The organism is Pseudomonas sp. LA5, assembly GCF_028640825.1.
Taxonomy (GTDB): Bacteria; Pseudomonadota; Gammaproteobacteria; order Pseudomonadales; family Pseudomonadaceae; genus Chryseomonas; species Chryseomonas aestiva.
Map to the genome: position 1 here is coordinate 73,019 of NZ_JAQYZY010000057.1, position 12,474 is coordinate 85,492.

Annotated in this window: 8 protein-coding genes; 2 read left to right on the forward strand and 6 right to left on the reverse strand. The window is 66.0% G+C overall.

What is annotated here, in order from left to right; all coding sequences use genetic code 11:
• Positions 1 to 169 precede the first annotated feature (169 nt).
• The 5 genes from katG to fdnG form a co-directional block, all read right to left on the reverse strand.
• A complete protein-coding gene (katG, locus tag PVZ72_RS21420) occupies positions 170 to 2,431 on the reverse strand; it encodes a catalase/peroxidase HPI (RefSeq protein ID WP_187980123.1) in 2,262 nt (753 codons plus the stop codon).
• A gap of 494 nt (positions 2,432 to 2,925) precedes the next feature.
• Entirely contained in the window at positions 2,926 to 3,843 is a 918-nt protein-coding gene (fdhE, locus tag PVZ72_RS21425) for a formate dehydrogenase accessory protein FdhE (protein ID WP_187980124.1), read from the reverse strand.
• A gap of 174 nt (positions 3,844 to 4,017) precedes the next feature.
• Complete coding sequence (locus PVZ72_RS21430) at positions 4,018 to 4,641, reverse strand: formate dehydrogenase subunit gamma (RefSeq protein ID WP_133862815.1); 624 nt, start codon at positions 4,639 to 4,641, stop codon at positions 4,018 to 4,020.
• Positions 4,642 to 4,687: 46 nt separating this feature from the next.
• Positions 4,688 to 5,647 (reverse strand): formate dehydrogenase subunit beta, encoded by a 960-nt coding sequence (gene fdxH, locus PVZ72_RS21435; RefSeq protein ID WP_133862816.1) that lies wholly within the window; start codon positions 5,645 to 5,647, stop codon positions 4,688 to 4,690.
• Positions 5,647 to 8,727 (reverse strand): formate dehydrogenase-N subunit alpha, encoded by a 3,081-nt coding sequence (fdnG, locus tag PVZ72_RS21440; RefSeq protein WP_273862960.1) that lies wholly within the window; start codon positions 8,725 to 8,727, stop codon positions 5,647 to 5,649. Before fdnG ends, fdxH begins: the two co-directional genes overlap by 1 nt.
• Before the next feature lie 493 nt (positions 8,728 to 9,220).
• Between fdnG and PVZ72_RS21445 the strand changes: the two genes are divergently transcribed.
• Together PVZ72_RS21445 and PVZ72_RS21450 are read left to right on the forward strand one after the other, a co-directional pair.
• Entirely contained in the window at positions 9,221 to 10,681 is a 1,461-nt protein-coding gene (locus tag PVZ72_RS21445) for a SulP family inorganic anion transporter (protein WP_187980126.1), read from the forward strand.
• Between the two features lie 60 nt (positions 10,682 to 10,741).
• The gene (locus PVZ72_RS21450) at positions 10,742 to 11,587 is read left to right on the forward strand and encodes a universal stress protein (RefSeq protein WP_273862961.1); all 846 of its coding nucleotides are present in this window, start codon (positions 10,742 to 10,744) and stop codon (positions 11,585 to 11,587) included.
• On the opposite strand, the gene PVZ72_RS21455 is transcribed toward PVZ72_RS21450, so the two are convergent.
• Positions 11,584 to 12,471, reverse strand: a complete 888-nt coding sequence (locus tag PVZ72_RS21455) for a DMT family transporter (protein WP_273862962.1) — start codon at positions 12,469 to 12,471, stop codon at positions 11,584 to 11,586. The two genes, PVZ72_RS21450 and PVZ72_RS21455, sit on opposite strands and share 4 nt — an antisense overlap.
• Between the last annotated feature and the right edge of the window lie 3 nt (positions 12,472 to 12,474).

The window sequence follows — 12,474 nt, forward strand, 5'->3', positions numbered from 1 at the left end:
GCGCTTAGGGTTTGCTTAAGGCCGGACCAGCCCTGCGTCGCGGGCGCCAGAACGGCTCTGAAACGCGCCTTCCACTCGATCCGCCATTGATCGGCGATGGACGGCGGTGCGCTGGCGAGGCCAAAAAAAACGCCTCCCGAAGGAGGCGTTTTCAGCTACCGCTCGGCGATCAGCGCAGATCGAAACGATCCAGCTCCATCACCTTGGTCCAGACCTTGACGAAGTCCTTGACGAACTTCTCCTGGGCATCGGCACTGCCATAGACCTCGCTCAGGGCGCGCAGCTGGGCGTGGGAACCGAACACCAGATCGACCCGGGTACCGGTCCACTTCACCGCACCGGTCTGGCGATCGCGACCTTCGAAGGTGGCCTTGTCCGGACCGGTGGCCTTCCATTCGGTGGCCATGTCCAGCAGGTTGACGAAGAAGTCGTTGGTCAGGGTCTGCGGCCGCTGGGTGAAGACGCCATGCTTGGCGCCGCCCACGTTGATGTCCAGCACGCGCAGGCCGCCCAGCAGCACCGTCAGCTCGGGCGCGGTCAGGTTCAGCAGGTGCGCCTTGTCCACCAGCAGGAATTCCGGCTTGACCTTGAATTCCCCGCCGACGTAGTTGCGGAAGCCGTCGGCCCAGGGCTCCAGGTGCCCGAAGGAGTGGACGTCGGTCTGCTCCTGGGAGGCATCCACGCGCCCCGGGGTGAAGGGCACGCTGACCGAATGGCCCGCCGCCTGGGCGGCCTTTTCCACCCCGACGCTGCCGGCCAGCACGATCAGGTCGGCGATGGAGACCTGCTTGCCCTGGCTATTGAAGTCACGCTGGATGCCTTCCAGCACGCCCAGCACCTTGGCCAGTTGCGCCGGCTGGTTGACCTCCCAGTCCTTTTGCGGCGCCAGGCGCAGACGGCCGCCATTGGCCCCGCCGCGCTTGTCGGAACCGCGGAAGGTGGAAGCAGCCGCCCAGGCGGTGCCGACCAGTTCGGACACGCTCAGGCCGGACGCGGCCAGCTTGTCCTTGAGTGCCTTGACCTCGGCCTCGCCCAGGGGCGCGCCTGCAGCCTTGGGCAGCGGGTCCTGCCACAGCAGTTCTTCGGTGGGGGTTTCCGGGCCCAGGTAGCGAGCCAGGGGACCCATGTCCCTGTGGGTCAGCTTGAACCAGGCACGGGCGAAGGCGTCGGCCAGCTGGTCCGGATTTTCCAGGAAGCGGCGGGAGATCTTCTCGTAGGCCGGATCGAAGCGCAGTGCCAGGTCGGAGGTCAGCATGGTCGGCTGATGACGCTTGCTGGGATCGTGGGCATCGGGCACGGCATTGGCGCCGGCGCCGTCTTTCGGCCGCCACTGGTGGGCGCCGGCCGGACTCTTGAACAGCTCCCACTCGAACTTGAACATGTTCTCGAAGTATTCGTTGCTCCAGCGGGTGGGCGTGGAGGTCCAGGTCACTTCGAGGCCGCTGGTGATGGTGTCGGCGCCCTTGCCGGTGCCGTAGCTGTTGTGCCAGCCGAAGCCCTGCTGTTCCAGGTCGGCCGCTTCCGGCTCAGCGCCGACGTTGGTCGCCGGGCCTGCGCCGTGGGTCTTGCCGAAGGCGTGGCCGCCGGCGATCAGGGCGACGGTTTCCTCGTCGTTCATGGCCATGCGGCCAAAGGTTTCGCGGATGTCATGGGCCGAGGCCACCGGATCGGGATTGCCGTCCGGACCTTCGGGGTTCACGTAGATCAGGCCCATCTGCACCGCGCCCAGGGGATTTTCCAGGGTGCGCTGCGGATTGTCGTTGCGACTGTGCTCCACCGGATGCTGCTCGGGCTGGGCGGTCAGCACACCGTCACCGGGCTGCTCCATCTGCTTGTGCGCGCCATAGCGCACGTCGCCACCCAGCCAGACGGTTTCCGAACCCCAGAACACCGCATCGTCCGGTTCCCAAACGTCCTGGCGACCGCCGGAGAAGCCGAAGGTCTTGAAGCCCATGGATTCCAGGGCGACGTTGCCGGTGAGGACGATGAGGTCGGCCCAGGATATCTTGCGGCCGTACTTCTGCTTGACCGGCCAGATCAGCCGGCGCGCCTTGTCCAGGCTGACGTTGTCCGGCCAGCTGTTGAGCGGCGCGAAGCGCTGCTGACCCTGACCGGCGCCGCCACGGCCGTCACCGACGCGATAGGTACCGGCGCTGTGCCAGGCCATGCGCACGAACAGCGGGCCGTAGTGGCCGAAGTCGGCCGGCCACCAGTCCTGGGAATCGGTCATCACGGCGCGCAGGTCGGCCTTTACCGCTTCCAGGTCGAGGCTCTTGAATTCGGTGGCGTAGTCGAACTCTTCGCCCATGGGATCGGAGAGTGAGGAATGCTGGTGCAGGAAGTTGAGATTGAGCTGGTTCGGCCACCAATCCTTGTTGGTGGTACCACCGCCGGCGGCGTGATTGAACGGGCACTTGGATTCGGTCGACATCTTCTTGGCTACCTCAGGGTCTTGTTCATCCGGTTGTCAGCCGCGACAGCAGCACGGCCTGCAGAAGGCGTGGTTCCGGTCGCGTCGGCCTAGGGGCTCGACAGGCGTTGAGGCCGGCGTCGAGCCGGCTCCGGGTAGAGCCCCACCATGGGCGAAGCGGACGTTGCGGTCATTGTTATCCCCTCATCAGATGGGCACACCGACGAAGCGGCGCAGTCTCCATACTAGACGGCTTCGCCACCCGGTGTGATAGAAGGTTTTGTGCGCCTCGATAGACTGGCTCTGCAAGATGACCCCCGGGTGACAGGCTGCTGCAAGCCGATTCCTGGCGCGATAAGCAACGTTGGCGACCGCTTTGCAGAGGTTCGCGCGGCCTGGCTTAGTGAAGCGGAATCGAGGGCGCGCGTCGGCACTGGCCAGGGCGAGGCAGTCCGCCATATGCGGAAACAGAAGGAGCGGCGACTACCCTGCCCCGGGCGGTCGCCGTGCCCGGTCTAGCCCGGGGCGAACAGCAGATTGGGCGCGTGGCGCTCGTAGCCTTCTTCCGCCAGGCGCACGTCCAGCGCCAGGCTGGCGAGATCGGCGGACAGGGGTTCGCTGCGGGCGTCGTGGTCGCGATAGAGGTGCTTGAGATAGGTCTTGCAGTGGGCGCAGGTCTCGGCGCGTAGCGGAGCCTTCTGGGCGTTGGCGTCGTCGGTGCTCAGGGAGTAGTAGCCCAGGCCCTTGCCCGTCTCGCAGTGGCTGCACTTGACCCGCACGAAGTGCCACTCGCAGGCGCACAGCGAGCAGGTGAGGTATCTCAGGCCATTGGCCTTGCCCAGGTGATGGATGATGCCGGCCATGGGCGGCGCACCGCAGCAGGGGCAGGACGTCTGACTACCCTGTTCGCGCAGGGCGCTGAAGTCACTGCGCTGCAGCCAGTGGGTCCAGGCCACCTGCAGGGCAGCGCCAAGAAAGGGCACCACGCCAGCGGGCACCAGCTCGTAGCTGCCGGCCAGCAGCGCGATGGCCCAGGCCTTGCGCTGGCCGGCATCGGCCTGGCGCAGTTCGTCCAGGGCGGCCTGTACCGGCGCCTGCGCAAGCTTGAGGGTCTCCAGCAGGGCATCCAGCGCGGGCAACCAGTCCCCCTCGCGAACCAGGGTGTCGTAACCCAGGGGTGGCAGACCATGCTGCAGACTCTGGGCGCTGCGCGCCTCGTCCAGCGGCAGGGGGGCGAGACGGTCGAAGACCCCTTGCTGGGCTTCGCACAGGTCGGCCATCAGCAGCAGGTAGTCACTCAGCGCATTGCCGGCGGCCAGCAGGCGCAGGCGGTCGGCGCGATAGCCGAACAGCTCGCCACCGGGCAGCAGGATGAAATCGGGATTGACGGCCGCGGCTTCGATTTCGCCGGGCTCGAGGATCTGGCCCGCCATGGCAGGGCTCCTTAGCAAAACGGTGGAAGATGGAGGATTCAGGATAGCGGGCGGGTTGGGGTGTCGGGCTCCGCTGCCCTCACCCCAACCCTCTCCCGGAGGGAGGGGGCAAAATGCCGCGCCCCTCAGCCGTAGGTTGGGTCGAGCGTAGCGAAGCCCAACGATAGAGACCGCTCACTTCTTCTCGCGGGTGACCTTCTCGTACCACAGCGAGTGGTGCTTCTTGGCCCAGGCCCGGCTCACCCAGCCGGTCATCATCGCGGTCACCGAGCCCTTGATCCAGATCCCGGCATAGATGTGCACGATGATCGACAGCACCAGCACGAAGGCGGCCACGGCATGGGCCAGGGCGCCCAGGCGGATCACCGGGATGGGGAACAGGTGGGCGAAGTACTGCCGCCAGATGACCACGCCGCTGACCAGCAGGACCAGCATGCAGGCCAGCAGTACCCAGAACAGGATCTTCTGCCCAGGGTTGTACTTGTCGATCGGCGGCAGCTTTTCCTCGCGGTTGTTCAGCACATCGTTGATCTGCTTGAGCCACTGGGCGTCTTCACGACCGATCTTGTTGTGCCGCCAGAAGCGGATCACCAGGAAGGCGAAGAACAGGAACATCGCCACACCCATGAAGGGATGCAGGATGCGCGTCCAGGTGCCGCCACCGAACAGGTTCGACAGCGGGAACAGCGCGGGGTGGAACAGCGCCAGTCCCGATAGCCCGGCCATGAAGAACAGGATCGCCACGATCCAGTGGTTGGTCCGCTCGTTGGCGTTGTAACGCTGGATTTCAGGTTTCATCTCGATCTCCCAGGACGCCCCCGGCCAAACCGGGGGCGTACCCCTGCTAGGGCTGCTTGTCGTGCGGATCGAAGATCTGCACGGACGGACTCAGCTGCTTGACCTCGCCCCTGGGCGCATCGCCCTCGGGACGAGGCGGCGCCTCGACCACCTCGTCGTCGTCATCGGTCCGGTTCGGGCCGACGCGCACGTAGTGGAAGAAACCGGCCAGCACCGCCGCGCCCATGGCAAACAGCGCCAGGGGTTTGGTGAAGCCCTTCCACAGGCCCACGGTGGGGCTGATGGTCGGGTCCTTGGGCAGGTGGTTGTACAGCTGCGGCTGGTCGGCATGGTGCAGCACGTACATGACGTGGGTGCCCCCTACCCCAACCGGGTCGTACAGCCCGGCGTTCTCGTAGCCGCGGCTCTTGAGATCGACGATGCGCTCGGCGGCGTGCTCCTTCATGGCGTCCTTGGTACCGAAGACGATGGCGCCGGTCGGGCAGGTCTTCACGCAGGCCGGCTCCAGGCCGACCCCGACCCGGTCCGAACACAGCGAGCACTTGTAGGCCTTGTTGTCCTTCTTCGAGATCCGCGGGATATCGAAGGGGCAACCGGCGATGCAGTAGCCGCAACCGATGCAGTGGTCCTGGTTGAAGTCGACGATGCCGTTGGCGTACTTGACGATGGCCCCCGGACTCGGACAGGCCTTCAGGCAACCCGGCTCGGCGCAGTGCATGCAGCCGTCCTTGCGGATCAGCCACTCCAGCTTGCCGGCCTCGTCCTCGTGCTCGGTGAAGCGCATCAGCGTCCAGGAGTCCGCGGTGAGGTCCGCCGGGTTGTCGTAGGTGCCGTGGGTGTGGCCCACCTCGTCGCGCAACTCGTTCCATTCCGAACAGGCGACCTGGCAGGCCTTGCAACCGATGCACTTGGACACATCGATCAGCTTGGCCACTTCCGCCTGGGTGCGCACCGACGTATAGGCCGTGGTGGTCGCGGAGCGGGCGTAGATATCCTGGCTTGCCATCACGCTTTCTCCACGTTGACGAGGAACGACTTGAACTCGGGCGTCTGGGTGTTCCCGTCACCCACGAAGGGGGTCAGGGTGTTGGCCAGGTAACCCATCCGCGCCACGCCGGAGAAACCCCAGTGGATGGGGATGCCGACGTGGTGCACCGTCTCGCCGTTGACCTGCAGCGGACGGATCCGCTTGGTCACCACCGCCTTGCAGACGATGTGGCCGCGCTTGGAGGTGACGCGCACGAGATCACCCGCGGCGATGCCCTTCTGCTTGGCCAGCACCTCGCCGATCTCGACGAACTGCTCCGGCTGGATGATGGCGTTGAGGCGGCAGTGCTTGCTCCAGTAGTGGAAGTGCTCGGTCAGGCGGTAGGTGGTGGCCGCATAGGGGAAGTCCTTGCGATCGCCGAAGTCCGCCCAGTCGTCCTTGAGCACCCGCGCCGCCGGGCTGTTGAGCGCCTTGCGGTTGTTGGGGTGCAGCGGGTTGACGCCGATGGGCGTCTCGAACGGCTCGTAATGCTCCGGGAAGGGCCCTTCGGCCATCTTGTCCAGGGCGAAGAACCGCGCCACCCCTTCCGGGTTCATGATGAAGGGACTCATGCCGTCGGCCGGCTTGGCGTCGATCTTGTAGTCGGGCACATCGGTGCCGCCCCACTTCTGCGCCTTGTCGTTCCACCACACCAGCTTCTTGCTCGGGTCCCAGGGCTTGCCGCTGAGGTCCGAGGACGCGCGGTTGTAGAGGATGCGTCTGTTGTTCGGCCACGACCAGGCCCAGCCCAGGGTCTGCCCCATGTGGAACGGATCGCTGTTGTCGCGCCGCGCCATCTGGTTGCCCTGCTCGGTCCAGGCGCCGCAGAAGATCCAGCAACCCGAGGCGGTACTGCCGTCGTCCATCAACTGGCCGAAGCCGGCGAGTTGCTGACCGGCCTTGGCCGAGACCGCGCCCTTGGCATCCAGCACATCGGTGACGGCGTAGCCGTTGAACTCCTTGGCGAGTTCTTCCGGCGCCGGCTCCTCGGGCTTGGCGTAGGGCCAGGACAGCCCCAGGATCGGATCGGGGAAGGCCCCGCCGTCCTTCGCATAGGCCTCGCGCAGCTTGAGGAACAGCTCGGACATGATGGCGATGTCGCTGCGCCCTTCGCCGGGTGCCTCGGCACCCTTGAAGTGCCACTGCAGCCAGCGGCTGGAGTTGACCAGGGAGCCGTCTTCCTCGGCGAAGCAGGTGGTGGGCAGGCGGAACACCTCGGTCTGGATCTCGGCGGTGTTCACATCGTTGTGCTCACCGTGGTTGCGCCAGAACTCGGAGGTCTCGGTGGCCAGCGGGTCCATGATCACCAGCCACTTGAGCTTGGACAGCCCGCGCATCACCTTGGCCTTGTTGGGGAAGGCGGCGATGGGGTTGAAACCCTGGCAGACATAGCCGTTGACCTGGCCCTTGCCCATCATGTCGAAGTAGCGCAGGACGTCGTAGCCGGCGCCGGTGACATCGACCTTGGGCAACCAGTGATAGCACCAGTCGTTGTCCTTGGTGGCCTTGTCGCCGTACCAGGCCTTCATCAGGCTGACGTGGAACTTGCCGTAGTTCTGCCAGTAGCTCATCTGCCCCGGACGCAGCGGTTTGCTGGCGCGGCGGGCGATGAAGGCGTTGTAGTCCTGCTCGCCGTCGCCGCCGATGGTCAGGTAGCCGGGCAGCTGGATCGACAGCAGGCCCAGGTCGGTGAGGCCCTGGATGTTGGAGTGACCGCGCAGGGCGTTCATGCCGCCACCCGGCAGGCCGATGTTGCCCAGCAGCAGCTGAACCATGGCGCCGCAGCGGATGATCTGCGCCCCGATGGAGTGCTGGGTCCAGCCCAGGGCATAGAGGATGGTCATGACGCGACCGGGCGCCGAGGTCTCGGCGATTTCGGCCCAGACCTTCTGGATCGCGTCGGTCGGCGTGCCACAGGTCTGGCTGGCCACTTCCAGGGTGTAGCGGCTGTAGTGCTGCTTCATCAGCTGGAAGACGCAGCGCGGATCCTGCAGGGTCGGATCGATCTTGACGAAGCCGTCGTCGCCGATCTGGTAGCCCCAGTTCACCTTGTCGGTGTAGGTGCGCTTCTCGGCGTCATAGCCGTTGTACAGGCCGTCCTCGAAGGTGAAGCCTTCCTTCACCAGGAAGCCGGCGTCGGTGTAGTTGCGGACGTACTCCTGCTGGATCTTGTCGTGGGTGATCAGGTAATTGATCAGCCCGCCGAGGAAGGCGATGTCGCTGCCGGTGCGGATCGGCGCGTAGTAATCCGCCACCGAGGCGGAACGGGTGAAACGCGGATCGACCACGATCAGCCGGGCGTTGTTGTGCGCCTTGGCCTCGGTGACCCATTTGAAGCCGCACGGATGGGCTTCAGCGGCATTGCCGCCCATGATGAGGACGAGATTGGCGTTCTTGATGTCGCTCCAATGATTCGTCATCGCTCCACGGCCAAACGTCGGGGCAAGACCTGCCACCGTCGGGCCGTGTCAAACGCGCGCCTGGTTGTCGAAGGCCAGCAGGCCCAGACTCCGTGCGATCTTGTGCGTCAGATAACCGGTTTCATTGGAGGACGCCGAGGCGGCCAGGAAGCCTGTGGTCAACCAGCGATTGACCGTCTGGCCCTTGTCGTTGGTGGCGATGAAGTTGGCATCGCGGTCTTCCTTCATCAGGGTAGCGATGCGCCCGAGCGCCTCGTCCCAGCTGATGCGGGTCCACTCGTTGCTGCCGGGCTTGCGGACTTCCGGGTACTTGAGGCGATTGGGGCTGTGGATGAAATCCAGCAGGCCGGCGCCCTTCGGGCAGAGGGTGCCGCGATTGACCGGATGGTCGGCGTCGCCCTCGATGTGAATGATGTTCTGGGCCACGTTCTTGGCCCGGTCGCCCATGCTGTACATGATCAGGCCGCAGCCGACCGAGCAATAGGGACAGGTGTTGCGGGTTTCCACGGTGTGCGCCAGTTTGAAATGGCGCACCTGGTCGGCAAAGGCGGCTGTGGGAGCCATGCCTAACGCCGCCAGGCTGGATCCCGCAAGGCCGACTCCAGCGACCTTGAAGAATTGCCGACGGTTCATATCCACGATTCTTATCCTCGTTCAGGCTGGGTCCGGTGCGTAGCCGAACCCTGCACAGAGAGTAACCCAACAGCCTGGCTTATCGAGCGCTCAGCTGTTGTCGCCGATCAATGGAAGTCGGCCTTCCGTCCCCTGATCCGCCGCGGCCTGACGAATGGCCTGGGATCCCGCACGGCCGGGTACCCTCCGTTGGCAGCGGATCATCGTCGGCCAGCCGCCGCTCACCGAGCGGGTGCGCAAGTCCAGGGCCTGGCGAAAGGTAGCCAGTAGAGCGGTCCGGCGATCCTGGCGACTCGGCAGCTCCGGAAAGTCATGCTAAGCTGGCTAACTTTCCTCGCGATGCCTGCGGACCCCTTCACCATGTCCAAGCACCTGCCGACGCCGCCATAGCGCCACCCCTCCCCTGGTGACGGCCCCTGCGGTCTGTACCCGAGTCCTGCTGCCCTGTCGTCTCTCCGCGATCGCGCCCCGCCGTGCTGTCGCCCGTTCTGGATACGTCATGAAAAGTGTCTCTCCCCGCGCCGACATCCTGGCCGGTCTCACCACGTCCTTCGCGCTGGTGCCCGAGTGCATCGCCTTCGCCCTGGTTGCCCATCTCAATCCGCTGATGGGGCTCTATGGGGCCTTCTTCATCTGTACTCTCACCGCCCTCTTCGGTGGCCGCCCCGGCATGGTCTCCGGCGCCGCCGGCTCCATGGCGGTGGTCATCATCGCCCTGGTGGTGCAGCACGGCGTGCAGTACCTGCTGGCCACGGTGGTGCTCGGCGGCCTGCTGATGATCGCCTTCGGCCTCTTGCGCCTGGGCAAGCTGATCCGCATGGTGCCGCACCCGGTCATGCTGGGGTTCGTCAACGGCCTGGCCATCGTCATCGCCCTGGCCCAGCTGGAGCACTTCAAGCAGGGCGAGACCTGGCTCAGCGGCACGCCGCTGTACCTGATGATCGGTCTGACCGCCGTGACCATGGCCATCATCTGGCTGCTGCCGCGGCTGACCCGCGCCGTGCCGCCGGCCCTGGCCGCCATCCTCGGCGTGGGGCTGGCGGTGCATTTCCTCGACCTGCCCACCCGTACCCTGGGTGACATGGCCCATATCGCCGGCGGCCTGCCGCGCCTGGCGCTGCCCGACATCCCCTGGAGCCTGGAAACGCTGCAGATCATCCTGCCCTATGCGGTGCTGATGGCCCTGGTCGGCCTGCTGGAGACCCTGCTGACCCTGAATCTCACCGACGAGATCACCGAGAGCCGCGGCCTGCCCAATCGCGAGTGCGTGGCCCTGGGCGCGGCCAACATGGCTTCGGGGCTGTTCGGCGGCATGGGCGGTTGCGCCATGATCGGCCAGACCATGATCAACCTGAGCTCGGGTGGCCGTGGCCGGCTGTCGGGGGTGGTCGCCGGCGTGCTGATGCTGCTGTTCGTGCTGTTTCTCTCGCCGCTGATCGAACGCATTCCGCTGGCAGCGCTGGTGGGCACCATGTTCGTGGTCGCCCAGCAGACCTTCGCCTGGGCCTCGCTGCGGGTGCTGCACCGGGTACCGCGCAGCGACATGCTGATGATCATTGCCGTCACCGTGATCACCGTCTTCGCCGACCTCGCCACCGCGGTACTCTGCGGCATCGTCCTGGCCGCGCTCAACTTCGCCTGGCAGCACGCCCGCCGGCTCTATGCCGACAGCCATCTGGAGGCCGACGGCAGCAAGAGGTACCAGGTGCACGGCACCCTGTTCTTCGCCTCCACCGCCACCTTTTTGAACCAGTTCGATCCGGCCGGCGACCCCGCCAGGGTCGTGGTGGACTGCCGCCACCTGAGTTTCGTCGACTACTCCGCCGTGGCCGCGCTGCGCACCCTGCACGAACGCTATGCCAAGGCCGGCAAGCGGGTGCGGGTGCTGCACCTGTCCCAACGCTGCAAGCAGCTGCTGCGCCGCGGCGGCATGACGGACGACCTCGCCCTCGGCGATTGAACCCGCAACGGCGCGCCCGGGTCTCTCCCAGCAATGTCCTGCTCCTGGAGACCTGCGGCCATGTCCAAGATCCTCGCCTGCCTCGACGGCTCGGCCGTCAGCGCCGCCGTCTGCGACTTCGCCGCCTGGGCCGGCACCACCCTGGATGCCCCGCTCACCCTGCTGCACGTGCTGGATCAGCGCCGCTATCCGCGGCCGGGCCAGGCCACGCCGCCCCTGCTGGTCAACCGCGAACACCTGCTGACCGAGCTGGCGGCGCTGGATGCCCAGCGCGGCACCCTGGCGGAAGACCAGGGTCGGCTGCTGCTCGATGCGGCCCAGCTGCGGGTGGAGGAGCAACAGGCGCGCTGCGCCGGGGCCGTGCTCCAGCATGGTGACCTGATAGGTTCGCTGGAAAGTCTGCAGGAGGATTTCGACCTCATCGTGCTGGGCCGTCAGGGCGAGGACAGTCCACCCAAGCGGCTGATCGGCCGCCACCTGGAAAGCGCCATCCGCCTCCTGCATCGCCCGCTGCTGGTGGCCGGCCACCTGTTCGTCAAGCCCAGCGGCGTGCTGCTGGCCTACGACGACAGCAACAGCGCGCGCAAGGCGGTGACCTGGGTGGCCAACTGCCAGCTGTTCGACGACCTGGCCTGCCACCTGGTGACCGTCGGCCGCGACCGCGAAGAACGCCGCGCCGCCCTCGCCCGCGCCGCCGACGAACTCAGGGCCCGGGGCCGCACGGTCACCACCGCCATCACCGACGGCGACGTGGAACTGGGCCTGGAGCGCTATCGCAAGCAGCACGGCCTGGAGCTGGTGGTGATGGGCGCCTTCGGCCACTCCCGCCTGCGCCACTTCTTCATGGGCAGCAACACCCGCAACATGCTGGAAGCCGCCGGCAGTGCGCTGATCGTGGTGCGCTAGCGCATGACGGCACGGCTCCGCCCTCGTTGCATCAGGGTGATCCCCAGCAGGATCACCCCGGCAGCGGACAGCTCGCGCAGGCCCACCGCCTCCCCATGAGCCCAGCCGATGACCAGGGCTACCGCCGGGGTGAGATAGGTCGCCGACGCCGAGGCGACGGCACCCAGGCGCTCGAGCAGGGCGTAATAGAGCAGAAAGGCCATTCCGGTACCCAATACCCCCAGCCCGAGTGTCACTCCGGCCAGTGCCCGCGGGTGCAACAGCAGCTCGCCCATACCCGAGGTATCGGTCACCAGCAGCAGCAAGGCCAGGGCAAGCCCCATTTGCCAGGTCACCAACGCCAGAGCCGGGAGGCCATGGGGTGCAAGGAATCGACAGACATAGACATAGGAGCCGCCGAATAGCGCTGCTGCCCCCAGCATCCAGAACACCCCCCGCTTATCCAACGGGGCCGCTCCGCCCTGCCAAGGCGCGATCAGCACCACCACGCCAACAAAGCCCAGCAACACGCCCCAGAGCATCGCTGCGCTGGTGCGCTGCGAGCGTAGGAACACCAGACTGGCCAGGGTGGTAAACAAGGCGATGGTGCCGCCCAGCACTCCAGCGACGGCAGAAGGCAGCCGTTCGGTACCCTTGGCGATGGCGAAGTAATAGAACGCGGTGGCGAACAGTGCCATCACCAAGAAGTGCGGCAACAAACGCAGCTGCTCTCTTTTGAGTGCGCCTCGCCGCCAGGCCACCAGCACCAGCGGTACGAAGCCACAACAAACCCGCAGCAGCGTCATCTGTGCCGGTGAGATGAAGCTGGCAGCCAGCTTCATGTAGATGAAGTTGGAGCCCCAGAATAGGCCAAGCGCCGCGAACATCATGACGTTAAGACCCATTAT

Coding starts and splice junctions, on each gene's coding strand:
- katG (WP_187980123.1), bottom strand. CDS start 2,431: ATGTCGACCGAATCCAAGTGCCCGTTCAATCACGCCGCCGGCGGTGGT.
- PVZ72_RS21445 (WP_187980126.1), top strand. CDS start 9,221: ATGAAAAGTGTCTCTCCCCGCGCCGACATCCTGGCCGGTCTCACCACG.
- PVZ72_RS21455 (WP_273862962.1), bottom strand. CDS start 12,471: ATGGGTCTTAACGTCATGATGTTCGCGGCGCTTGGCCTATTCTGGGGC.
- fdxH (WP_133862816.1), bottom strand. CDS start 5,647: ATGGCAAGCCAGGATATCTACGCCCGCTCCGCGACCACCACGGCCTAT.
- PVZ72_RS21430 (WP_133862815.1), bottom strand. CDS start 4,641: ATGAAACCTGAAATCCAGCGTTACAACGCCAACGAGCGGACCAACCAC.
- fdhE (WP_187980124.1), bottom strand. CDS start 3,843: ATGGCGGGCCAGATCCTCGAGCCCGGCGAAATCGAAGCCGCGGCCGTC.
- PVZ72_RS21450 (WP_273862961.1), top strand. CDS start 10,742: ATGTCCAAGATCCTCGCCTGCCTCGACGGCTCGGCCGTCAGCGCCGCC.